Source organism: Bifidobacterium magnum, assembly GCF_000741255.1.
GTDB lineage: Bacteria > Actinomycetota > Actinomycetes > Actinomycetales > Bifidobacteriaceae > Bifidobacterium > Bifidobacterium magnum.
The window spans coordinates 20,286-44,986 of the sequence record NZ_JGZB01000011.1; the positions used below are offsets into that span (position 1 = coordinate 20,286).

The window sequence follows — 24,701 nt, forward strand, 5'->3', positions numbered from 1 at the left end:
CCTTATCGGTTCAATATGTTTCGATAATTCGCAAATATTGAACTCAGATAATGCCTTCCGCGACCATCGCGTTGGCCACCTTGATGAAGCCCGCGATATTGGCGCCCATCATGAGGTCGCCCTCATGGCCGTACTGCTTTGCGGCGGCCAGCGATTCGGCCACAATCGATTCCATGATGCCCTGCAGACGCTTGTCCGTTTCCTCGAAGGTCCAGGAAAGGCGGTAGGAATTCTGGCTCATTTCCAGTCCGGAAACAGCCACGCCACCCGCGTTCGCGGCCTTGGCCGGGCCGTAGAGCACGCCGTTGTTCTGGTAGACGGCAATGGCTGCAGGCGTGGACGGCATGTTCGCGCCTTCGCACACCACCGTGCAGCCGTTGTCTACGAGAGCCTGCGCATGCGGCTCGTCGATTTCGTTCTGTGTGGCGCACGGCAATGCGATATCGCACGGCACGGTCCACACTTCGCTGCAGCCCTCGTGATATTCGGCGCTCGCCACACGGTCCGCATATTCCTTGATGCGGCCGCGGTGCTCGAGCTTGATGTCCTTGACAATGTCGAGGTCGATGCCGTTCGGGTCGTAAATGTAACCGTTGGAATCGGAGCACGTCACGACGTTGGCGCCCAGTTCTTGGGCCTTTTCAATGGCGAAGATGGCCACATTGCCCGAGCCGGACACCACTACGGTCTTGCCGGCGAAGGAATCGTTGCGCAGTACGCGCAGCGCTTCCTGCGTGTAATAGCACAGGCCGTAACCCGTCGCTTCCGTGCGGGCCAGGGAGCCGCCGAACTCGAGGCCCTTGCCCGTCAGCACGCCGGCGAACTCGTTGCGCAGACGCTTGTACTGGCCGAACATGTAGCCCACTTCACGCGCGCCAACGTTGATGTCGCCGGCCGGAACATCGGTGAACTGGCCCACATGGCGCTGCAGCTCGGTCATGAAGGACTGGCAGAAGCGCATGACTTCGGCATCGGAACGGCCCTTCGGATCGAAGTCGGAACCGCCCTTGCCTCCGCCCATCGGCAGACCAGTCAGCGAGTTCTTGAAGATTTGTTCAAATCCGAGGAACTTGATGACGCTTTCCGTGACGGTCGGATGGAAGCGCAGGCCGCCCTTGTACGGGCCGATCGCGGAATTGAACTGGATGCGATAGCCGCGGTTCACTTGTACATGACCCTCATCGTCAATCCACGGCACACGGAACTTGATCACACGTTCCGGTTCAACGAGGCGCTCCAGTACGCCGGACTTCTCATATTCCGGGTGATCCTTGAACACGGGTTCAATGGTTTCAAATACTTCCATAACAGCCTGCAGGAATTCCGGCTGTTCCGGATCGCGTGCCTCGACCTGGGCGTATACGCGCTTGACATACTCGTCAGTGAGCATTGCTCCCCTTTTCTATAGTGGTAGCCGATTTATAAACCAGCGCCATTGTAAAAAGAAAAGCTGGGATTCACTAGCGATTTCCCGAAAAGGAAGTAAAGATCTAGTGGTGGTGGACCACGTGCACGCTGCGGATCGGATGCTTGTCAATATTGATAATCGAGGAGAAGCACGCGAAGATGATCCATGCAACAGGCATTGTGACGAGCATGATCATGTAGAACATCGACATTGGCGCCACGGCGAACAGTACGCCGCCGATCAGCGGGCCGATGGACATGCCCAAATCGATACCCATGTAATACGTGGTGTTTGCCATGCCGCTGCGCGCCTTGCCGGCCACAAGCACGGCTTGGGACTGCGTGACGGAACTCATGATGCCGTATCCGAACGCCATGCCGATCGCGGCGATCAGCATGATCCAGTCGTTCTTCATCACCGTCAACGCGAGCAGCATGACCACGTCGCCGATACTCGACATGATCAGGAAGAACAGGAACGACTTGGTGTCGAACCAGTTGCGCATCAGCACACGCAACATCAAAATGGCGATGGCGTACAGCGGGAAGAACAGGCTGGCGGACACGGGCAGATGGCGGCCCGCGCAATATTCCACAAGGAACGCCTGGTTGGCGAAGTACGGAATGGCGAACATCATGAAGATGACGGCGATCGGAATAACGCGCGTTTCCACGAAACGGTTGAGACCGCGCGGCTGGGCGGCAGCGGCATCCGCAGTGTCAGTAGCTGCCGTATTTGCTGCGGCGGAACCGGGTTTCGTAATCGTAATGGGACGCTCGGAAGGCGGATTGTCAAGGAACTCGCGCGTCACATCTTCCATGGCCGTCTTGAGCGGCTCGGGCTTCGTAATGCGTTTGAGCAGCGGCTTGCCGGGATCCTTGACAAATATTACGGAAACAACCATGAACGCGGCCATGACGGCGGCGATGATATACGTCCACCGGAAGCCGATCGTCTGCGAGCAACGGATGCCGATGGCAGGTCCAATGGCCTGCGCGATGGCGTTGGTCATGCCATACAGGCCCATGCCGGCACCCATGCGCGAAATCGGCAGCAGCATGCTGAGCCATGTGGCCAGGCATACGGAGCCGCAAGCGAAGCCCAAGCCGTTGAGCACACGCGCGGCCATAAGCACGCCTTCATTTGGCGAAAACGCATACGCCAGATCGGCGACGGCATAGAGGATCGCACCAATAAAAGCGAGGCGGCGTTTGTTGGTTTTGTCGGCGAGATTGCCGGCAATTGGACGGCAGAACAGCGAGGTAAGCGACATCAATGCCGCGATCAGGCCCATGACGAATCCGTTGGCGCCCATGGACCCCGCATACCCGGCGATAATGGTCTGGCCGAGCATGTTCGAGCACATGAAGAAGAACGTGGCAATCATAATGAACACCACGTCATGGCTCAATAATTTTTCTTGCGGGGTTTCTGTAGCTGTTTTCGTGGCAGTCTCCTTGTTCGCAACATCTCCTTCTAACGTAAAGTTCTTGGCGGACGACTATCCATCAACATTCAGCCGCGTGTTGCAACAGTAGGCCAATACTTGACTAAAGACATATTTGCTTCGCATTGCGCTCTAGGCGTGATTTTGCTTGATTTTTGGGACTTTCGTCACATGAGACGCGCAAACGAATTACACTATTCAACAATTCCCTCAAAGCAAAGTTCTGTGCTGAACTCTGCTGTCGCACAAGCGATGTGGGTTACATACAAGAAGAGAGATTCTCATGTTTGACGGATTTAAGAAGTTTATTGCGCGCGGCAACATGGTGGATATGGCTGTCGGTGTTGTCATGGGCGGCGCGGTCACCGCTGTGGTCACGGCCATTGTGGAGGGCGTCATCAACCCGTTCATCGCTATGATTTTCGGCAAGCCGAACATGGACAACCTGCTGGCCTTCACGTTCAATGGCGCCACGGTGTCCTTCGGCAAGGTGCTCACCTCCCTGATCAACTTCCTGATCATCGCCGTCGCCGTGTATTTCTGCATTGTGATGCCGATCAACAAGCTGCGCGACATTACCGAGCGCCAGATGGCCAAGCTGCGTGGCGACAAGGGCGATGTGGCCGCTGAAGAGCCGGCCATCAGCCCTGAAGAGCAGACCGTTATCCTGCTGCAGGAGATCCGCGATTCGCTGGCTGCCCAGCAGACCGCTCCGGCAGACGTTCCGTCCGCTGTGCAGAACGCGGTAAAGCCCATCGAAAAGTGATGTAAGCACCTGCTGTTGTTTTCTTGTTCAGTCCCGTTTTCGAGCGGGACTTTTTTATTGGGATTTTGCAGGGGATATATTGGTGCGACCCCCTATCCCCTTCTGCATTTTGCGACAGACACGCCGCGGTTCATGTCTCAAAATGCAGAAGGAAAAGCAAAAGGGAACGCAGAAGAGGCTCCCAATCGGTTGAACGCGCTCGATTCGACACTTAGTTCAACGTTGTATATGATACTGAGAGCGCTCACAGTTGAAGTGGCGCACCTATTTTGGTGTCAATTGTCTCAACGATGAGCAGTCGGCAAATGCACATCGTTGTCGAATATAAGGAGCGACCGTGAGTCTTCTTCCCAACCCGATCGTGCTGCAACGCGCGGATCCGTATGTCTATAAAGACGGATCATCCTACATTTTTACGGGGTCCTACCCCACTTATGACCGTATTGCGTTGCGCCGCAGCGACACACTTTCCGGACTGCAGCAAGCCGAGGAAGTGACAATTTGGCGCAAGCATGATTCCGGACCGATGAGCCACCTGATCTGGGCTCCCGAAATCCATCGTGTGCACGGACAGTGGGTCGTCTATTTTGCGGCAGCCCCCAGCGCGGATACACACGCCGACCATGGCACGTTCCAGCATCGCATTTTCTGTCTGACTTGCGACGACGAGGATCCGCTTACGGGAACGTGGACGGAACGCGGCCAAGTGGACACGGGAATGGAAAGTTTCGCGCTTGACGCCACCTGTTTCGTTCATCGCGACGGTCATGAATATTTGATCTGGCCACAGAAAGATCCGCAGATCGAAGGCAATTCGAATCTCTATATCGCACGTATGGCCAATCCATGGACGCTCGATTCGGCGCCCGTCATGATCGCGCAACCCACATACGACTGGGAAAAAGTGCGATTCACCGTAGAAGAGGGACCCGCGGTACTGCGGCACGGCAATCGTATTTTTGTCACGTTCTCCGCGTCAGGAACGGGCCCCGAATATTGCATGGGACTGCTGTCCATTTCGCAGGACGACGATCTGTTGGATGCTGGAAACTGGCGCAAATCCGCCACTCCCGTCTTCAGTTCCGACGAGACGGTACGGCAATTCGGTCCCGGCCACAACTCGTTTACGCAAGATGAGGACGGCAATGACCTGCTGATTTACCACTGCCGCAATTATGTCGAGATTCTCGGCGATCCCTTGTTCGATCCGAATAGGCACGCCTATGTGGGGCGCATCAGGTGGCGCGAAGACGGCACTCCCGATTTCGGGTCCCCATTGATGGCGACGCGCTGGACGCCCGCGACCACGCAAGTGCTGCCGCCCGACGGCGTGCTGGAAGTGGACGATTCGATCTAACGCCTATTGAAGGCAATACGGGCAATATAAAAGGGGAAGCGACCTGCGGACTGCCGGCGCTTCCCCTTTCGACTATTCAGTTATATTGAGCTGCAGCTACTGATATCTCGTGGCGATCAGTGCTGGTTGTTGAGGCGGTGGAAGATCTCGTTGATCTCCAGGTCGCGCTCAAATGCGGCAGGAGTGGTGTCCTTGTCGATCGTGGCAAGTTCCACACCGGCGATGCGGGCGAAGTCTTCCCAAGCCTCGCGGCCGACGGAAGTCGTCATGCAGGTGTGGTGCGAAGCGCCCGAACGCAGCCAGCACTCGGCGGAAACCTTGAGGTTCGGTTCCGGAGCCCACAGTGCGCGTGCGCACGGCAGTTCCTTGAGCTCGCCGTCAGGCTCGACCACGTTCACCACGTTCATCGTCAGGCGGAAGCGCTCGCGCACGTCGGCCATGGACACGACCACGGCGTCGTCCTTCGGGGCGGCCGTGAACACGAGGCGAACCGGATCGGCCTTGCCGCCGATGCCCAGCGGGTGGATCTCCAGCTTTGGCTTCTCGATGGTGCCGATGGACGGGGAAACCTCGAGCATGTGGGAGCCCATGATCTTCTCGTGGCCCGGCACGAAGTTGTAGGAGTAGTCCTCCATGAGGGAAGCGCCACCCTCAAGGCCGTAGCCCATCACGGCGCCAATGCGTACGAGCACGGAGGTCTTCCAGTCGCCTTCAGCGGAGAAGCCGTAGCCATACTCCGAAGGCAGACGCTGTGCGCCTACGCCCGGCAGCTGCGGCAGCGTGCCAAGATCCTCGAAGTTGTCGACGGCGGCCGTGCAGCCGTTGGCCTTCATCATGTTGATCATTGCGGCCTCTTCCTTGGCGGCAATGAACAGCGAATCGTAGTCTTCGTCGAGCAGACGCGGTTCCACGTCGTACTTGGCCTTGTAGTCCTCGATGATGGCCTTGACCTGATCATCTTCCACGGCGTCGTATGCGGCGCACAGGTCATTGACGGACCACGTGTTGATGGAGGCGCCGAACACGCGCTCGGCTTCGGTCTTGTCGCCTTCGGTCACGGCGACGTTACGCATGTTGTCGCCCCAACGCATGACCTTCATGTTGTTCGAAGCGTCCCAGCCGGCGCAAGCGCGGGCCCAGGTGCCGATATGCTCGGCGACTTCCGGATCCGTGTAGTGGCCGACGACGACCTTGCGCGGAATGCCCAGACGGGTAAGGATGTAGCCGAACTCGCGATCGCCGTGAGCGGCCTGGTTGAGGTTCATGAAGTCCATGTCGATGGTCTCCCACGGAATCTCGAAGTGGTGCTGCGTGTTGAGCTGCAGTAGCGGCTTCGTAAGGACTTCAAGGCCGCGGATCCACATCTTGGCCGGGGAGAACGTATGGCACCAGGCGATCACGCCGATGACGTTCGGGTTGGCCGAGGCTTCGATCATGAATTCCTTGACGCCGTCGGAGGACTTCAGCGTCGGCTTCAGCACGATCTTGACGGGGATGGAATCCGAAGCGTTGAACGTGTCCACGATCTCGGCGGTCTGCTCGGCGACCTGGCGCAGGGCCTCTTCGCCGTACAGATCCTGGGAACCTACTCCAAACCAGATTTCCTTGCCTTCAAATGGGTTTTCCATTGCCATGATTTGGCTCCTTACTTTCTTTTTCTTTTTCTTCTTTGAAAAAAGTTGCATGCGGCTCAGTGCTGGCCGTATACGTTCTGGTAGCGGTCGTTGAGCTTGTCGATGTCCTCTTGCGGGATCGGGATGATCTCGCCCAGCTGGCGGGCCGCCCACATCGTGTGCGCGACCTCCTCGGTCATCGCCGCGGCCTTGACCGCGCCCTCCGCGTCCTTGCCGATCGTGAACGGGCCGTGGTTCTGCATGAGCACCGACGGGGACTTCGGATACTTCTTGAGCGTCTCGACCACGCCCTCGCCGATCGCCTCAGAACCGATCAGGCGGAACGGGCCCACCGGCACCGGGCCGCCGAACTCGTCGCCCATCATCGTCAGCCCGCACGGGATGTTCTGGCCCGTGGCAGCCCACGCCGTCGCGTATGTGGAATGCGTGTGCACCACGCCGTACACGTCGGGCATGTGGCGGTAGATGTACGCGTGGGACGCGGTGTCCGAGCTGGGCGCTTCCGAACCGTCCACGACGTTGCCGTCCAGATCGCACACGACCATGCTCGAGGGGGTCAGGTACTCGTAGCGCAGCCCGGATGGCTTGATGACCATCAGGTCGGCGGTGTGCAGGCGCTGGGACACGTTGCCCGCGGTCCACACCACGAGGTTCCACTTGATCAGCTGCTCGTGAAGCGTGGCCACGACCTCGCGCACCTGCTTGACCTCGGCGCGCACCTCGGGACCGTAATCAGCCAAAGTTGCCATAATGTTCTCCCTTTCGGTCGGTACTAAATTGCTCTTACTTGCTTTCGAGATTGATGGAGCGGATAGCCGTGCGCTCAATATCCAGACCCGTCTGGAAACGGCCGAAGAATTCTTCGAAACCGGCCACATCGCTTGGATCCGGATCCTCGGTGGTGGACTTGGCGTCCTTGAACACGCGCTCGTCCAGGTAGTCGGCCAAATCCCACGGCGCATGCCACAGGTAATCGGCGAGTACGGCCATGCCCCAGGCGCCACCCTCGGCCGCCGTTGCCATGACCTTGATCGGGGTGTTGAACGCCGCGGCCAGAATCTTCTGCGCCACCTTCGGAGTGGTGAAGATGCCGCCATGGCCGATCAATGAATCCACCTGTACTTCTTCGTCCTTCGTCATGACGTCCATGCCGATTTTGACGGGGCTGAACGCGCTGAACAGCTGCGTACGCATGAAGTTGGCCAGGTTCATATGGGCTTCAGGGCTGCGTACGAACAGCGGGCGGCCTTCTTCCAATCCGGCCAGGAACTCGCCCGAACGGAACGGGTAGTTGAGCAGACCGCCGCAGTTGGAATCGGCCTTGTCGCTAATGGCCATGTTGAACAGCGTGCCGTAGAGCTCGCCCGTGCTTACAGGGCGTCCAAGCGCCTCGGCGAATTCCTTGAACAGGCCAATCCAGGCGTTCAGGTCGGAAGTGAAGTTGTTGGCGTGGCTCATGCCGGCCAGGTCGCCGCATGGCGTGGTGACCAAATCGACCTGCGGGTGCAGGCGCGCAAGCTTGTGCTCCAGTACCACGGTGGCGAAAATCGACGTGCCCGCGGACACATTGCCCGTGCGCTTGCGCACGGAATTCGTGGCCACCATGCCCGTACCGGCATCGCCTTCCGGAGGAGCTAGCACAATGCCGGCCTGCAGCGTGCCCGAAGGATCAAGCAGCGCGGCGCCCGCCTCGGTCAGCTCGCCAGCCGGAGTGCCCGCGACCAGCGGAACGGGCAGCAAATCTTCAATCTGCCATGGCTGGGCCGCGACTTCGGGAAGCGCGTTGAACTGCTTGATAAATCCGGCCTCATAGGTCTTGGTTTCCGGATCAATCGGGAACATGCCCGAAGCATCGCCAATGCCGAGCACTTTTTCGCCCGTAAGCTTCCAATGCACATAGCCGGCCAGCGTGGTCACATAGTTGATGCGAGACACATGCGGCTCATGGTTGAGCACGGCCTGGTACAAATGCGCTACGGACCAACGTTCAGGAATGTTGTACTGGAACAGCTCGGAAAGCTTCAAATGGGCTTCATGCGTATTGGTGTTCTGCCAAGTACGGAACGGAACCAGCAGCTGGTTGTCCGCATCGAAGGCCATATAGCCGTGCATCATGGCGGAGAAGCCGATGTGGCCGATCTTCGTCAGTTTTTCGCCGTATGCCGTGTATACGTCGTTGGCCATGGAAGCGTAAGCGGCCTGTACGCCCTTCCACACTTCGCCGATCGAGTAGCTCCACAGGCCGTCCTCCAAATGGCTGGCCCATTCATAGTCGCCCGCGGCAATGGTATGGTATTCATCATCAATAAGCACTGCCTTGATGCGAGTGGATCCGAATTCAATGCCGAGTGACGTCCGTCCCCCCGCGAATCTTTTCGGCAATCTGTTCTGGACTCAGATCATGTGTAGTCATAACAGTGCTCCTTTGCACATGGTAGACAGGTGGTTCCTTCTCAGTCGTACGCACACGCTGTTGTGAACGTTAACAACTCTACTTATAGCTTATCGTATCCCGACGCGCAACGCATCGGTGATTCGAATTTTTGGGCGGGGTCCTTTTGAAATGTGGTCACGTGCAAATCCTCATTCCACAAGGACTCCGCGCCTGTTGAATTATGTTCAGTTATCGATATTCAGTTATTGGTATTGGATGGAAGGTTTCTTGTGGTGGCCGGAACCCGATCTTCGGTCCCGATCCCGGCCACCGGCCCCTTAAGCGCGGATGCTCAGGCGGCCAGGTTGTGCTTGTCGGAAGACTTCTTGACCCAGAAGCTCTGGATCTCTTCCAGCGTGCGGCCCTTGGTTTCCGGAACAAGGAACTTGACGCCGATGAAGGCGATGAAGTCCATGACGGCCCAGAAGATGAACGTGCCGCCGCCCCAGTAGCTGAACATGACCGGCGTGAACTGGGCCACGAGGAAGTTGGCGCCCCACAGGAACACCGTGCAGATGCCCGATGCGCGGCCGCGCATGTAGGTCGGGAAGAGTTCGGAGATCATGACCCACGTCACCGGACCCATGGAGTACGCGAAGAATGCGATCACGAGGCAGGCGAAGATCAGCGTGGTGATGCCCGGCCACTTGGCCATCATCGAGATGCCCATCAGTGCGTAGAAGACGCCCATGCCGAGCGCGCCCGACAACATCAGCGGCTTGCGGCCGATGCGGTCAATGAAGTACATGCCGACGAACGTGAAGATCAATTCCACAAGGCCGATAATCGTGGCGCACAGGAATGCCGTGTTGCCGCCCGGGAAGATGTCGGCGAAGATCGTAGGACCGTAGTAAGAAATAGCGTTCTGGCCGACCCACTGGTTGAACAGGGCCAGGAAGATGCCGATCATCAGCGCGTAGGACAGCGGCTGGCGGAACAGGTCCTTGATCGAACCCTTGGCGTTGTCTTCAATGGAAGCTTTGATTTCCACAAGTTCACGGTCTGCAGAGTCGGTGCCGCCAATGCGTTCCAAGATGGCGTAACCCTTTTCGGTCTTGCCGACCTGCATAAGGAAGCGCGGAGATTCCGGCATTACCAGAAGGGCGATGAGCAGAATGAGGGCCGGGGCGGCGCCAATGCCGAGCATGAGGCGCCATGCCTTGTTGGCGAAGTCGGAGTGGATGCCGCCAAAACCGGAAATCCAGAAGTTGATGAGGTTGGTCAGGAAGATGCCCAGAATCGTGAGCAGCTGGTACATGGACGACAGCGTGCCGCGGTACTTTGCGGGAGCGCATTCGGTGATGTAAGTGATGGAAAGCGAGGAAGTCAGACCGATGCCGAGACCGCCGATGATACGTGCCCAAATCAGGGACGTCGGATCATTGACCGCTGCGGACCACAGGGCGGCCACAAAGAAGCATGCCGCACCCAGAATCAGCACCGGACGACGGCCGATGCGGTCGGAAATGAAGCCCGAAACGCCAACGCCGATTACGCCGCCGATCATAATCGAGGAAATAATCAGGCCTTCAATCGTGGCGCTCAAGTGCCACAGCGGCGTCAAGTACGTAATGGCGCCAGAAATGCTCACGGTGTCGTAACCGTACAGCAGACCGGCCAGACCCGCGCTGAATGCCAAGATGGCCACATATTTCATTGAGCCTTGGCGTTTGGTGCGAGGCTGCTCCACCTCCACCTCAAGGTGCTCCGTCTTGGAAGTCATGATTCTCCCTCGAATGTAACTTTCGTTCCTGTACCGCGGAAACTTTCGTAGTCTCGTACGGCTCTCTTGTGTGTGGCGCGCGGCGAAACAACTACATCGATACGTTTCCCGTTCGCGGCCAACACCGAATGTTAGCGTTCACGAAATAAACATCAATTTCTCTGCGGGAAAACGTTTGTTAGATGGTTTAACGTTTTATCAATTGAAATCCCGCCGATTGTCACTTTCACGGCGAACGTTGTGGTGTGAACGTAAACGGGGGCACGTTCCCCAACCCCCTACTTGCGTTGTTCGCTTTGTAATATCAATAGTTTTGCTACTAAAGTTTTATAAATATATTTACTAAATACGGGGTTCTTAATACCGGTAATAAATTGTTTGATTTATGGGTGTGTTTGTTACTTTCTGTCTAATTACCGATGTGAGGCGCGTAACGTCCTCTTGTTGGCGCTTTTATGTGTGGTATCCAGTAATGCGACATATGCAATACATCCGACTTGGATCCGGCCTGGTTTGGGTAAAAATCCGCAGTTTCCTTGTTGATTGCATATTTTTACGCATCGCAACATGCAATCTCCTCTTTGCCGAATGCAAATTGTCTAGCGATGATACGGAACCCGGCCATAGAGTCGAGGCAATACTTATACGACTTATACGCAACCTATAAAGAACGCATAGGTGCTCCGGGCAAGGAACAGAAATGCGGGTAAGGAGCGGAAAATGAACATTGTGATGTTGCAAGACATTCATGCCGCACAGGATTTCATCGACGAGCAGCGAGCGCAGCTGGAAGCCAAAGGCCATACATTGACTCTGGCCAAATATATGACATCTGAACATGCGGCCCCCACTACCGTCGACATTGCGGATGCATTGAAAGATGCGGACGCGGCGATTGTGGCGGATATGGTTGTGCCTGCGCAGGCCGTGCAACAGGCGAAACAGCTGAAATTTATTGACGTGGCGTTCACTGGCGTGGATCATATTCCGATGGACGTGTGCCGCGAGCGCAATATTACGGTGTCGAATGCCGAGGGCTATGCGACGCAGTCCGTGACGGAACTCGTGCTTGAGTATGCGCTGTCCATGTTGCGCCATGTGGATGAGGAGCAGTCCCGCCTTCGCAATGGTGAGGCTGCCGGTCCTGTGATGGGACAGACGTTGCAAGGCAAAACCATTGGTATTGTTGGCGCCGGTCATATTGGTCGTGCGGTGGCGCATGTGTTCCATGCGTTGGGCTGCCGTGTACTGGCGTTCAATCGTTCCACAGTGCAGTGCGCCGATATTGATGAGCAGTGCGGTCTTGATGACGTGTTGCGCCAGTCGGATATTGTTACGATCCATTTGCCGATTACCGATGGAACGAGGGGCATGATTGACGCGGAAAAGTTGCGTTTGATGAAGCCTACGGCGCTGCTTATTAATGCGGCGCGTGGTCCGATTGTGGATACGGATGCGCTGGTTGATGCGCTCAAGTCCGGTTCCATTGCGCAGGCCGCCGTTGATGTGTTCGACCAGGAGCCGCCGCTTCCTGCGGACGCTCCCCTCTTACACTGCCCGCACACGTTGCTCACCCCGCATATCGGGTTCCGTACACAGCAGGCGATGGACTTGCGTGCGCATATTACATTCGACAATTTGTGGGCTTGGCTGGGTGGCCATCCGACGAATGTGTGCCGGTGAATCGTCAGAGATATAAAAAGTGGTGCCGACCGCTCCGTTGCGATCGGCACCACTTTTACACAAGAGGAAAATAGGAGACAAAAGATAAAGATAAGAGAGAAAGATTTATCTATTGTTCTAAGGTTTCTGTGTGCCGACTGCCTTACAAATAATTAGGATTTGATGCATTATGGATTGGCTCGCGCTCGTTGCCGTGAGCGATAACACAAACGTATGCAAATCAAGGCGTCTGTTCAGGTCTCGAAAACAACACTCCGAAAATTTTTGCCGAAAGAAAAGGTAACAAAATCGATCGTAAAAATTCAAAAATCGAAAGAAGATATGAAGGTGCATCTGTAGCTTGTAAATAAGCAGAAAAATCCAATGGAATTGAAGGAAAGCGGAAAAATTGGAAAATGCAGATGCACTTGTGGAGCTAGCCGGGTTCGAACCGGCGACCCTCTGCTTGCAAAGCAGATGCGCTACCAGCTGCGCCATAGCCCCAATTGTTTGAATCAGAGATCCAGTGTGGGCCCGGAAGGACTTGAACCTTCGACCTCATCCTTATCAGGGATGCGCTCTAACCACCTGAGCTACGGGCCCAATCACCGCTGCGCCTAGGCGCAACAGAAGAAAACAATACCACTCTGCAATCACAAGTCAAATTGAGAGGGGGTTTCGGCGTGTTGCGTGTAATGGCGCGGAATATGCGGCAAACACCCGCTACTGCTCCACAATATGCATGGAATTGCGCTCCACAATTGTGAAGTCGGATGTATACGTACGCGGAGCTCCGTCATAGCCCTGCAGACGGTCCAACAACATATCCACGGCATGCATGGCGTATTCGCGCACATGCGGGTCAATCGTGGTCAAGGACGGGTTTGAGAACTGTCCTTCGGGCACATTGTCGAATCCCATGACTTGCACGTCCTCGGGCACGCGAATGCCGTGCGACTGCAATCCGTGCAGCACGCCAAGCGCCACGGCGTCGTTCAAGCACACAATCGCGTCGGGCTGTACGCCGCGATCGAGCAACTGCCCTACCGCTTCCACGCCTTCCGTCATCGACAGCCACTGGCATGGCACGAACAGCCGTGGGTCGGGTGTGAGATTATGGTCTGCGAACGCCTGCAAATAGCCTTTGACGCGCAGTTCCTGCGTGCCTTCCTTGGCGTCAAGATACTGGCGAAAATCGGTAATGCCGGGCGTCGTGCCACACAGCGCAATATCGCGATAGTCGACGTCGAGCAATTTGTTGATGGCCGTGCGACAGGCCTGCTCGTTCGGCATCGTCACATAATCCACGCGTCCGTAAGCGTCATAATCGCCGGCCATCACTACGGGAATGGACTGGACCAGCGAGGCGCCCTCGTCGGTGAGCGGCTCGTCGACAAAAATGATCCAGCCGTCCGCCGGCAGGAATCGTACATTTTCAGAAATATTGGCGACGCGCTGCGTTCCCTGGCCGTACGTATGCACGATCACGCTATATCCGAACTGGCGCGCGTAATAAATGACCTGGTCCGTGAAATATGACGAAAACGGCTGAGAGAAGTCGAATATGGAAAGTCCGATAATTTTGGTTTCGCCCGTCTTCAACGTGCGGGCAGACGGATTGCGGACGTACCCCAACTTTTGTACCGCATCCATCACCGTCTGCTTGGTGGAGTCGCGGAAGCTTCCCGTACCGTTGAGTACATTGGAAACGGTCTTGAACGAGACCCCCGCTTCCCGCGCCACATCTTTGATAGTCACTCGTCTAGGCATCGCTTGTACTCCATTTCCACGTTCCCATAACGATTGTGCATCATAAGAAAGATAAATATAGGACGATTCATCGATGAATCGTAATGAAATCGGCGCATACCGCGGAACGATGAATACAGTATGCGCCGACTCCGGAGAGGAGAGGAAAGAAAGTGAAGTGAAGAAAAATTACGACTTTACTGAACCGGCGGTCAAACCTCCTACCCAATACTTTTGCAGGAACAGGAACGCGAGCACCATCGGGATCACGGAAATCAGCGAACCCGAAGTGACAAGATTCCACACTTGTTCGGAAGCGGCGCCCGCCTGGGACTGGGCCTGCCATTGCGTCAGACCCACAGTGATCGGGTACAGCTTGCTGTTGGTCAACACAATCTGCGGCAGGAAGAAGTTGTTCCACGCGCCCACCGTGGACAGCAAATACACGGTGGTGATGGCCGGCGTCATGATCGGCAGCGACACCTGGAAGAAAGTGCGCAGTTCGCCGGCGCCGTCAACGCGGGCGGCTTCGATCATTTCGTCGGGCAAGGATTCCTGGCAGTAGATGCGCATGAGGTAGACGCCCATCGGGTTGAGCAGTGCGGGCAGCAATACGGCCCACATCGTGTTGACCATGCCGATCTTGCTCATGATGAGGAACAGCGGGATGACAAGCGCCGTGCTCGGGATCATCAAAGCACCCAGCACAAGGTTGAAGAACGCCTTCTTGCCGCGGAAGTGGAACTTCGCGAAACCGTAGCCGGCCAGGATCGAGATGGCCGTGGACAGCAGGCCGCCGATCAGCGCGTAAATGAAGGAGTTGAGCAGCCAGCGCCAGTAAATGCCGTTCTGGTATGTGCACAGCTGCTTGATGTTCTCCCACAACGCGAACTTGTTGGCGAACCATAGCGATCCGTGTTCGCCGAAGAACAGGCCGCTGTTGGATTTCGTGGAGGCCACGATAAGCCACCACACGGGCAGCAGGAAGTACACGATGGCGACAATCAGCACCACAATCGTGAAGATCTTCTTATTGCCGCGGATTTTGTTCGGCTTCACCGCCGATGTTGCCGTGCTCGACATGTCAGTTCTCCAATCCGGACTGACGCTTCGTCAGACGCATAAAGATGATGCTGAACAGGACCACAATGAAACCAAGCGAGAACGAGATCGTCGCCGCGTAGTTGGGCTGGTTGTAGCTGAACGCCAACGCGCCCGCATACATGTTCGGTGTGTAGGAAGTGTCGATAACCGTAGGCGCCTGGTTCCTGAGCACCGTAGGTTCGGTGTAGAACTGCAGTGTGCCGATCAGCGAGAAGATCGTGACCATGACAAGCGAGCTGGCGCACATCGGGATCTTGATGCTCCATGCGATGCGCAATTCCGAAGCGCCATCGATACGTGCGGACTCGTAGAGGTCGGGCGAAATGGACTGCAGCGCCGAGTACAGGATGACCATGTAGTAGCCCGTCCACTGCCATGTGACCACATTAACCAAGGCGCCGAAAATGCCGCTGGAAGTGAGGAACGCGGGCGCTTGCATGCCGAACAGTTCGAAAATCGTGGTGAACGGGCCCATGTTCTTCGAATACATGAAGCCCCACATAAGCGCGCCGATCACGCCCGGAATGGCGTAGGGCAGGAAAATGACGAGGCGTGAGAAGGAAGCGAACTTGTTCTTGAACGCGTCAAGCAACAGCGCGAAGATAAGTGCCAAACCAAGCTGGATCGGCACCATCACCACGGTGTAGAGCAGTACCCTGCCGAGGCCGCCCAGGAAAGCGGGATCCGTGAATGCGCGTACATAGTTGGCGAAACCCGTGAACTTCGTGCCGAAAACGTTCGTCGTGTACATGGACATGTAGAACGCGTACACGAGAGGAATAACGAGGAAAAGAAGAAAGACAATGCCGAAGGGGATGGTGAACGTCCAGCCCCAGATATTGCCACGCCGGGCCGCCACGCGGTCCCTGTGGGCTGCTGCGGATTTGCTAGCCATGGGTGACCTTCCAAAATCGTAAAAAGGGCATGAAAGGGCAGGCCAGCGGTCGGAGCGTCCGCCGACCTGCCCTTTCCTATGAGTGAGCTACTGCTGGGGCTATGGCCGAGTTGCCGCTGAAGCCATAGCCGTTGCGCGATTACTCGGCCGTGTAGCCCTGTTGGGTTGCGTAATTCTTGAGCGTGGAATCGATCTTGGCGAGCGCATCATCCACGGAGGTGCCATCGGTGAAGATGCTCTTGAGCATCTTGGCCTGCTCGTCGTAGGCGTAGGTCTGGAATGGCAGGAAGTCGGAGCCCTTGTAGCCTTCGGCCACAGGGATCGTGATCGTGTTCGGTTCCTGGTTGCCGAGGAATGCCACCTTCTCCGTCTTGAAGAAGTCGGAGTTGAGCATGTCGGTCCAAGCCGGGAACAGGCCGCCGTCCGTCACGCCGATCTTCTGGGCCTCTTCGGAGCCGAAGAGTTCGCGCGCCACCTTGTAGGCTGCTTCGGTGTCCTTGGCCTGGTCGGTTACGGCCCAAGCGGAGCCGCCCTGGTTGACGTCCGGCGTGGAGTCGTCCCAAACCGGGGCCTTGTGGATGCGGAAGCCCGAATCGGCGTTGGCGTCGTCGGAGCTGGAAGCGAGGTAGCCCGTCTGCCAGGAGGCTTGGATCCAAGTGGCGTACTTGCCGCTCAGGATGTTCGTAGTCCAGTCGGTGGTGTTGGCGTCCGTGGTGTCCACATATCCGGCGTCAATGAGCTTCTGCCAGTAGTCGAGCACCTTCTTGGCTTCGGGGGAATCGTAGTTGACCTTGACCTTGGTCGGGTCGGAAGCGGAGTAGGTGTTGACCTTGGCGCCGGCCTGCTCGAAGAACGCGATGAGCATGGCCGTCTGGTTGAGCGGGAAGTCGGAAATGTAGCCGTCGTAGCCTGCGTCCTTGAGCTTCTTGGCCGCGTCCGCGAACTCGTCATACGTGGTCGGAACGTCCACGTTGTACTTGGTGAAGATGTCTTCGCGCACATACATCACGAACGGGCCGAGATCCACGGGAACCGCGTAGGCCTTGTCCTCGGTGCCGAGCTTGACCATGTCCCAGGAACCTTCGGTGTAGTCGTCCTTGTGGTCGTTGAAGCCGAACTGCGAGAGATCCACGAGATGCTGCTGCGTGCCCGTCATGAACTGCGGCATGGCCTCGTACTCGAGCTGGATGACGTCCGGAGCGCCGGAGCCGGCCTTGATCGCGTTCTGGAACTTCGTGTATTCGCCGCCGCCCTGGCCGCCGTTGTTCCAGCACACCTGCAGATCGTCGTGCGTTTCGTTGAACTGGTCCACAACCTTTTCAATGGCCGGATACCAGCCCCATACGGTGACTTTCTGCACGCCCGTCTTCTTGACGGTGTTCGTGCACTGGGCGCCGTCGTTCGCCTTCTTGTCGGTGTTGACCTTCGCGGCCGCGCCCGAATCGGAAGACGCGGAATCGGAGCCGCCTCCGCATGCTGCTACGGAGACGATCATGGCGCTTGCCGCAAGCAGCGACAGAGCCTTGGTGAGTGCCTTCATGGTTCCTCCTTGGATCCCTCACTCTGGTTGACTTCATTGTCAATAACTTGTTCAGCCGGTTGCGGCCGAAGCGGACAGGACTAGTCGAGTCGGATTGCCGTCCAACTGACCGGGGGCAGGACAACCTCGACGGACGAGCCGTTGAGTGTTGCCGTGTCGTTGATGTGCGGAGTCACGCGGTTCTGGTTGTCCAACGTGTTGCAGGCCTCGAGATCGTCTTCGTGCATGGTTTGCGCGCTGACGTTCGTGGCTTGGAACTGCGCCGGTAGATCAATCGTGAAACGCTGCGGCTCCGTAAGAGAGCGGTTGGTTGCGAAAATGTTGAGCGATCCGTCGGCGCCTTGTACGGCGACGGCGTTGATGACGGGAACGTCGCCATACTTGCGCGTGGCGGTGGTCGGAGACGCCAGTTTCGGTTCGTATACGGTGCCGCCCTTCGTGGCGGCCGCCGTAATGGCGAACGGATAGAAGGTGGTCTGGCGCCAGGCCGGTCCGCCCGGTTCCGTCATGATGGGCGCAATGACGTTGACGAGCTGCGCCAAGCTGGCCGCGCGCACCACGTCCGCGTTCTTGAGCAGCGTGATGAGCAGGTCGCCTACGACCACGGCGTCCGCGGCGGTATAGATGTCTTCGAGCAGGCGCGGAGCGACGGGCCAGTTGCCGATGCCTTCAGGATTCTTGCTCGTCTCCTCTTGCGAGTACCACACGTTCCATTCGTCGAAGGAGATGTAGACGTCGTGGTCGCTCTTGAGGCGCGCCTTGGTGGCAGCGATGCCGGCCGCCACATCCTTGATGAAGCCGTCCATGTCCACGCCCGAAGCCATGAAGCTCGCGTAGTCGCGCGAACCGTCCGCATTGTATTCAGGGAAGTAGTAGGCGTGGCAAGACACGAAGTTCACGGCGTCGAAGGCCTTGGACAGTACGGTTTCTTCCCAAGTGCCGAAGGTCGGCATGTCATGGGCGGAAGATCCGCACACCACAAGTTCCACATCCGGATCCACCATGCGCATGTCGCTGGCCGTTACGGCGGCGAGGGCCGCATATTCCTCGGCGGTTTTATGTCCCGTCTGCCATGGGCCGTCCATTTCGTTGCCAAGGCACCACATGCGGATGTTGAACGGTTCGTCGGCGCCGTTGACGCGGCGCTGCTCGGACAGCTCCGTGCCTCCCGGAATATTGGCGTATTCGAGCAGGTCAAGCGCCGCCTCCTGGCCGCGCGTACCCAGATTGATGGCTTCCATGAGTTCGTTGCCGCCGAGCTTTTCGAGCCATGCGGCCATCTCGTGCAGGCCGAACTGGTTGGTTTCCGTGGAATGCCATGCTAAATCGAGGCGGCGCGGGCGCGTTTCCTTGGGACCCACTCCGTCTTCCCAGCGGTATCCGGAGACGAAATTGCCGCCGGGATAGCGGATCGTAGTGGCGCCAAGCTCGTGGACAAGGTCGATGACGTCCTGGCGGAATCCTTGTTCGTCGGCGGTCGGATGATTGGGCTCGTAAATGCCCGTATATACGCAACGCCCCAGATGCTCTACAAACGAGCCGAATACGCGGTCTTGGACGCGGGCGAGCTGGAAGCCGTCATCGATGACGAGACGCGCGGTTTCTTCCGTCATGACACTCTCCTCGTGATAGGTGTTGGTCTCAGGTAATACAACGTTGTATTCGAGAGGGTGTGAACGAACAGCAGAGCCCGCACGGGCCCTGCAATAGCACAAATATGATGTTCGAATCTCTCTGGTAAGTACAACCTTGTACTTTGCGTATCTAAAAGATACATCGTTGTACTAGCATTGTGCAAATTGGCAATTCAACGTTGAAGTCGGATGGCTAGAAAATATTGGCAACACGCCGTATCGCAGACTTTGTTACCGTTCACACACGCCTGTTCGAATGCGCGAATTTCCAATGTGTGATGTAATGGCGGCTATGTCTTTCCGCTCTATTCCTCGTGGCGCCTATACCGTTACGCGCCAGAAGTCACGACGCATTTGCGCTCCCGTCATTCCCGCACGCCACAGCGTGATGGATGTGGACGGGCTGCAGGTGTATGTGACGCATAAGAACAACCGCAACATGTATGTGCGCGTGAAACCTCCATACGGCCAGGTTGAGGTCACGGCGCCATTGCGTGTTTCGGAGCGCACGATCGCCGACTTTATTCGCGAGCGCATGGATTGGATTGAATCTTCGCAGCGCAAGCTCAAGCAAGCGCGTGAAACATTGCCGCAGGGCAAAGGTTTCACATGGAACACGGAATTGGAACAGAAGGCGCGCGAGTCGCTGAACCGCCAGCTGCCGGCCTTGCGCAGCCATTGGGAAGAAGTGATCGGCCGCTCCCCCACGCAAATCACGTTGCGTGTCATGACTTCGCGCTGGGGTTCATGTACGCCGTCTACAGGACGTATCCGCCTGAATCTGCAGCTCGGTCTTATGGATCCCAAGTTTTTGGAATATGTGCTCGTGCATGAAATGACGCATTTGTGGGAAAGCGGGCATGGCGAGAAATTCCAGCAACGTATGGACCTGTATTTGCCCAAATGGAAGCAGCTGCGCAAAGAAATCAACATGCAGCCCGTGATGAAGAAGGTATAACAACTAACAACAATGGGGACTGGGCCTTAGCCCAATCCCCATTTCGCTATATGACGTCTCTTAGCGCCGTCGCGTACCTGCTCAGTCGCAGATCAGGTGGGAACGCATGAACCACTGGAATTTCTCGAGGTTCTGCACGTGGTCCTGGATGATGTTGGAGCTCACGAAATCAAGATCGTCGAGCTGCTTGATGGCGTTGCGTTCGTCGGTGATGAGCACGTCGTAGTACTCGTCAAGCGCGCGCAGATAGTCGAGCGTGGAAGCGCGGCCTTCCAGTGCGAACTTCGGCCACGTGCGGAAGCGCGTGATATCGTCCGGACGGCCCAGCGCCGTGCCGCCAAGCTGCACGATGCGTTCGGCGGATTCGTCGGCCATGTTGAGTACGTCGTCGACCTGCGGATCAATCATTTCGTGAATCGCAATGAAGTTCGGTCCGGCCACGTTCCAATGGGCGTGCTTCAGCACAAGCGCCGTCTCCTGCTCGTGGCTCAGGCATTCTTGCATAATGCCAATAATTTTCTCGCTTTCCGCTTCGCCGAGACCCGGAACCAAAAATTCGAGTGACATATGCGTCCTCCTTAGGTGGTGCATGGCAAGCTGATCGTCGCCCGCCCGCACAAAATCGGTGTACATAATGTGAATATAAAATGCGATACTGAATGATTCATGTATTTGGCTGGAAGCTAATTTTTTCCTGTCGAAATCGAATATAAAAATCAGATTAAAAACGATAAAAATAATGTTTATTTTATATAAAAAATAACGATAAAAATATATAAAAAACGGACGCAATATTACTAAATAAATAGTAGTTGCGTCCGTTATAGAAGTGTTGAGAAGTCGCTAAAAACACTCGATTATGGCTCAGTGCTCGAATTTGGTGTTCCCTGCATTGTGCTTCCAAGCCCCTGGCACTGGCATCGGAATCGGCTTATGCGCTACAGGCTTGGCTTGCTGCGAGGTGTGTTCCGTCGCTCGCGCCGCGGCTTCCGCCGCCCACTGCGCGTATTCGTCCAGCTGATCGTCGCTCGTTGCTTCGGAAGATTCCTCGTCGCTCTCATACTCTTCATATGCATGCTCGTCGGCATACGTATGGTCACGCTCGTATTGAGATTCCGCATCGGCAATCGGATCGTAAGAACCGGTACCTGGTTCCTGGGAATTCAGCTCCTTGGCGAGCTCGTCATAATCCGTGTCAGTGGTCAGGTACTTGAGCTTCCTAGCGATCTTCTGCTGTTTGGCTTTCTGACGTCCGCGGCCCATCTGACCCCCTGGGTTATGCAATAGATTCAATTCATCACCTAAGAGAGTACCACTTAGTTTGTCTTATGTGCTTGTCTGCTCAGATTTCTACGATGAAAACCATTGATTTTGCACTAGTAAGGACTCTTCATGACTGAATCACAAGACCGTCAGATTACTGCCGTAGGCAATGAAATGAGTGACAGCTTCCTTGCTGCAAAACAGCGCTCAGACAACACGTTGCGCAAGATCGAAGAAGATCCGAGCAAATTCACTATGCTGACAGGTGATCGCCCGACGGGACGCCTTCACCTCGGACACTACTTTGGCACGCTAAAAGAGCGCGTTGCTATGCAGAACAAGGGTGTGAACACGAACATCGTGATCGCCGACTACCAGGTCATCACTGATCGCGACACCACCGAGCACATTCGCGACAATGTGATGAACATGGTGCTCGACTATCTGGCCGTGGGCATTGACCCCACGAAGACGATGATTTTCACGCACTCCGCCGTTCCGGCCGAGAACGAGCTCATGCTGCCGTTCCTTTCGCTCGTGACGGAAGCCGAGCTGCACCGCAATCCGACCGTGAAGTCTGAAATGGAAGCTTCGGGCCACGCGCTGACGGGTCTGCTGCTCACCTACCCTGTTCACCAGGCATGCGACATTCTGTTCTGCAAGGCCAACATCGTGCCCGTGGGCAAGGATCAGCTTCCACATATTGAACAGACGCGCAATATTGCCCGTAAATTCAACGAGCGCTACGCCAAGAAGCACCACGTGTTCCCCGAGCCGTCCGCAATCCTGTCCGAAGCGCCGGAAATTCCGGGCCTCGACGGACGCAAGATGAGCAAGTCCTATGGCAACGCCATCTCGCTGAGCGCCACGGCCAAGGAAACGGAAAAGCTCATCAAGAAGAGCCAGACCGATTCGGAACGCCTCATCACCTTCGACCCCGTCAAGCGTCCTGGCGTGTCCGCACTGCTGACCACGGCAGGCCTCGTCACGGGCCGCGATCCGGCAGAAATCGCCGCCGAAATCGGCGATGGCGGCGCCGGCATGCTCAAGAAGTACGTGATCGAGTCCGTCAACGAATATTTAGCGCCGATCCGCGCTCGCCGTGAAGAGTACGCGAAGGATCTCGACTCCGTACGCGACATTCTGCACGACGGCAACCGCAAGGCCAACGAAATCGCGAACGAGACGCTGGACCAGGTCCGCGAAGCGATGGGCATGATGTACTGACGATCGTCATATATATATCGTCATATATAAAGAAAGCCGACCATAGTGAGCACATCTCACTTGGCCGGCTTTTTATATGCGATATATCGACTATCTCACTCGTCGTGGCGCCACGAACGGTCCGTAATAACGCGCGCCATGATCAGGCCCAACGGCAGGCACACCACCACCATGAACGCCTTGAACCCCCAGTCCAGCGCGCCCAAGGTGTTGAGCTGGCCCAGGTAATACATCGACCGGTACATATACAGGCCGGGCACCATGATCACAATCGACGGCACGCTCAGGCAGATGCGCGGGTACCCCAAATGGGACGGCAGCTTGCCGTGCCGCACGAGCGAGCGCCACGCGGACGCGAGCAGGCCCGCCAACAGCGCGGCCAGGAACGCGCCAAATTCCATCGGCAGTCCCACATCCACGAATTCAAGACGCAAGGTGTCGGTGATCAGGCCGATCAAACCGGCGATGCAGCACATGCGCTGCGGTGAATTGAACAGCACCGAGAAGCCCCACACGCCACCAAACGCGCACGCCATGCGCAACAGGCACAGCACCACGGGATTGAGGCCTTGCGGCTCGAATCCTTGCGGATTGAGCTGAATGATCTCCGCGACCATCCAGCCCGCGAGCGTGGCCATCAAAATGATCGTCAGCACATACATGATGCGTTGCACGCCCGATTGCACGTCGACCTTCGCCAAATCCATGCCGCCCGTGATCATCGGGAATCCGGGAACCACGAACAGCATGGAACCGATGTAGGCCGTGCTATGCAACAGCGCGGGTGGATAGAACGTATGGCCCGCAAGCTGCAGCAGTCCCGTACAGGCGAGCGCCGCTATGGATACGGCGATAAATACGACGACGAACTGGTTGATATGCCGTCCCATGAGCTTGCGGCGCACGTATTGGCCGAGCCCTGCGCCTACGAACGCGCCCAACATGTCAAACAGGGCGCCCCCGAGCAGGAACACAAAGCATGCGCAGGCCACGGCGGACGCGAGCGCAGAGAACCATGGCGTATACAGAGGTTTGCGCCGTTCAAGCAAATCGAGATGGTGGTGCACTTCGGCCACGGTCAGCGGCTTTTCGCTGGGCATATGGATGCGCGTGCCGTGTTTGGCGGCCTGCGCCGAGAGTTTCGCGGCATTGTCGGTGGTGGCCAACTCGTTGATAATCGTATTGGAAATGTGGCCTTGCGAATGGTAGATCGTGCCGACGCCCAAGCGCATGTTGAACCAGTCGATGAAATGTTCCAACAGCCAAATGCGTTCCGTATTCACGCCCGTGGAAGGCAGATTGATGACTTCCGTAATGCGTTCTTTGCCATCCGTGCAGGTGGCTTCAATGTCGGTGAGATTCACGTCCGCGCGCACATGCATGTGCAGCGGGTACGCCATGCTGTGCATCATGTCCCTTACGTGGAAACCACTGGAGCCCGCGCTTAACGCGAGCATGCCCACGCGGACGATGATGCTTGATTTTGCGGCGATCCCGGCCTCCCGGACGGGAGAGTTCCAGTCGCGTTCAATGTCTTCCATATCTAGCGGAATGTCATGAGTATGGAACTGCCGGACGGCCTGCTGGTTCTTTTTCAACTCGGTATATACCGAGTTATGACGAAAGTTGGCTGAAATACTCACATCTTTACTAGTACACCTACATGCAGTCCGCAAACAGTACGGAATATGCCCCCGAAACGGATCACAATCGGTCCTGAAATTCAACAGGCGAGACGGAAATGATAAAAATTTTGGTCACTATATGGTCAAACTGGCGGGATTGCCCATAATCTGTCGGTTGAGCCGACCTACAATAATCGAGCAACTTGAACTGAACACGGGCTGTGGGCTCGCAACGAACGGTGGCAAATAAGTGCGGAGGAGCCGCACAGAACCGT

The 24,701-nt window shown here is 56.6% G+C and carries 17 protein-coding genes, 2 tRNA genes and 2 pseudogenes; 5 read left to right on the forward strand and 16 right to left on the reverse strand.

Annotation, left to right across the window (positions count from 1 at the left end):
* Positions 1-43 precede the first annotated feature (43 nt).
* Together gdhA and BMAGN_RS07080 are read right to left on the reverse strand one after the other, a co-directional pair.
* Positions 44-1,390: an NADP-specific glutamate dehydrogenase gene (gdhA, locus tag BMAGN_RS07075; protein ID WP_022860247.1), complete on the reverse strand. Its 1,347-nt coding sequence runs from the start codon at positions 1,388-1,390 to the stop codon at positions 44-46.
* A 100-nt stretch (positions 1,391-1,490) separates the two neighbouring features.
* Positions 1,491-2,867, reverse strand: a pseudogene (locus BMAGN_RS07080) (MFS transporter); the annotation flags it as partial.
* A gap of 271 nt (positions 2,868-3,138) precedes the next feature.
* On the opposite strand from BMAGN_RS07080, the gene mscL reads away from it, so the two are divergent.
* Positions 3,139-3,621 carry a large conductance mechanosensitive channel protein MscL gene (mscL, locus tag BMAGN_RS07085; protein ID WP_022860249.1) on the forward strand — a complete coding sequence of 161 codons (483 nt, stop codon included), beginning with the start codon at positions 3,139-3,141 and terminating at the stop codon, positions 3,619-3,621.
* 337 nt (positions 3,622-3,958) lie between these two features.
* Positions 3,959-4,978, forward strand: coding sequence for a glycoside hydrolase family 43 protein (locus tag BMAGN_RS07090; protein ID WP_022860250.1), 1,020 nt, complete (start codon positions 3,959-3,961; stop codon positions 4,976-4,978).
* A gap of 116 nt (positions 4,979-5,094) precedes the next feature.
* Here the strand turns inward: BMAGN_RS07090 and araA are convergent, their stop codons facing one another.
* From araA to BMAGN_RS07110, 4 genes and pseudogenes are all read right to left on the reverse strand, one after another.
* A complete protein-coding gene (gene araA / locus BMAGN_RS07095; protein ID WP_022860251.1) occupies positions 5,095-6,612 on the reverse strand; it encodes an L-arabinose isomerase in 1,518 nt (505 codons plus the stop codon).
* A 56-nt stretch (positions 6,613-6,668) separates the two neighbouring features.
* A complete protein-coding gene (locus BMAGN_RS07100; protein ID WP_022860252.1) occupies positions 6,669-7,361 on the reverse strand; it encodes an L-ribulose-5-phosphate 4-epimerase in 693 nt (230 codons plus the stop codon).
* A gap of 34 nt (positions 7,362-7,395) precedes the next feature.
* A pseudogene (locus BMAGN_RS07105) lies at positions 7,396-9,025 on the reverse strand (xylulokinase).
* 313 nt (positions 9,026-9,338) lie between these two features.
* Positions 9,339-10,769 (reverse strand): sugar porter family MFS transporter, encoded by a 1,431-nt coding sequence (locus BMAGN_RS07110; RefSeq protein WP_022860254.1) that lies wholly within the window; start codon positions 10,767-10,769, stop codon positions 9,339-9,341.
* A gap of 720 nt (positions 10,770-11,489) precedes the next feature.
* Here BMAGN_RS07110 and BMAGN_RS07115 point away from each other — a divergent pair.
* Complete coding sequence (locus BMAGN_RS07115; RefSeq protein ID WP_022860255.1) at positions 11,490-12,452, forward strand: NAD(P)-dependent oxidoreductase; 963 nt, start codon at positions 11,490-11,492, stop codon at positions 12,450-12,452.
* 410 nt (positions 12,453-12,862) lie between these two features.
* Here BMAGN_RS07115 and BMAGN_RS07120 read toward each other — a convergent pair.
* The 7 genes from BMAGN_RS07120 to arfA form a co-directional block, all read right to left on the reverse strand.
* Positions 12,863-12,935: transfer RNA gene (locus BMAGN_RS07120), tRNA-Ala, on the reverse strand.
* Positions 12,936-12,960: 25 nt separating this feature from the next.
* A tRNA-Ile gene (locus BMAGN_RS07125) sits at positions 12,961-13,034 on the reverse strand.
* A 120-nt stretch (positions 13,035-13,154) separates the two neighbouring features.
* Positions 13,155-14,189 (reverse strand): LacI family DNA-binding transcriptional regulator, encoded by a 1,035-nt coding sequence (locus BMAGN_RS07130; RefSeq protein ID WP_238548779.1) that lies wholly within the window; start codon positions 14,187-14,189, stop codon positions 13,155-13,157.
* Positions 14,190-14,369: 180 nt separating this feature from the next.
* A complete protein-coding gene (locus BMAGN_RS07135; protein WP_022860257.1) occupies positions 14,370-15,263 on the reverse strand; it encodes a carbohydrate ABC transporter permease in 894 nt (297 codons plus the stop codon).
* Between the two features lies 1 nt (position 15,264).
* A complete protein-coding gene (locus BMAGN_RS07140; RefSeq protein WP_026502123.1) occupies positions 15,265-16,179 on the reverse strand; it encodes a carbohydrate ABC transporter permease in 915 nt (304 codons plus the stop codon).
* A gap of 139 nt (positions 16,180-16,318) precedes the next feature.
* A complete protein-coding gene (locus tag BMAGN_RS07145) occupies positions 16,319-17,719 on the reverse strand; it encodes an ABC transporter substrate-binding protein (protein WP_022860259.1) in 1,401 nt (466 codons plus the stop codon).
* Between the two features lie 80 nt (positions 17,720-17,799).
* On the reverse strand, positions 17,800-19,332 hold the full coding sequence (gene arfA / locus BMAGN_RS07150) for an arabinosylfuranosidase ArfA (RefSeq protein WP_022860260.1): 1,533 nt from the start codon (positions 19,330-19,332) through the stop codon (positions 17,800-17,802).
* 313 nt (positions 19,333-19,645) lie between these two features.
* Here arfA and BMAGN_RS07155 point away from each other — a divergent pair, with 313 nt between their 5' ends.
* Positions 19,646-20,311 carry a M48 family metallopeptidase gene (locus tag BMAGN_RS07155; RefSeq protein ID WP_022860261.1) on the forward strand — a complete coding sequence of 222 codons (666 nt, stop codon included), beginning with the start codon at positions 19,646-19,648 and terminating at the stop codon, positions 20,309-20,311.
* 81 nt (positions 20,312-20,392) lie between these two features.
* Here the strand turns inward: BMAGN_RS07155 and BMAGN_RS07160 are convergent, their stop codons facing one another.
* Complete coding sequence (locus tag BMAGN_RS07160; protein ID WP_022860262.1) at positions 20,393-20,878, reverse strand: Dps family protein; 486 nt, start codon at positions 20,876-20,878, stop codon at positions 20,393-20,395.
* A 297-nt stretch (positions 20,879-21,175) separates the two neighbouring features.
* Positions 21,176-21,574, reverse strand: coding sequence for a DUF3073 domain-containing protein (locus tag BMAGN_RS07165; protein ID WP_022860263.1), 399 nt, complete (start codon positions 21,572-21,574; stop codon positions 21,176-21,178).
* 129 nt (positions 21,575-21,703) lie between these two features.
* Between BMAGN_RS07165 and trpS the strand changes: the two genes are divergently transcribed.
* On the forward strand, positions 21,704-22,801 hold the full coding sequence (trpS, locus tag BMAGN_RS07170; RefSeq protein WP_022860264.1) for a tryptophan--tRNA ligase: 1,098 nt from the start codon (positions 21,704-21,706) through the stop codon (positions 22,799-22,801).
* Between the two features lie 95 nt (positions 22,802-22,896).
* Here trpS and BMAGN_RS07175 read toward each other — a convergent pair whose 3' ends face one another.
* Entirely contained in the window at positions 22,897-24,399 is a 1,503-nt protein-coding gene (locus BMAGN_RS07175; RefSeq protein ID WP_022860265.1) for a threonine/serine exporter family protein, read from the reverse strand.
* Between the last annotated feature and the right edge of the window lie 302 nt (positions 24,400-24,701).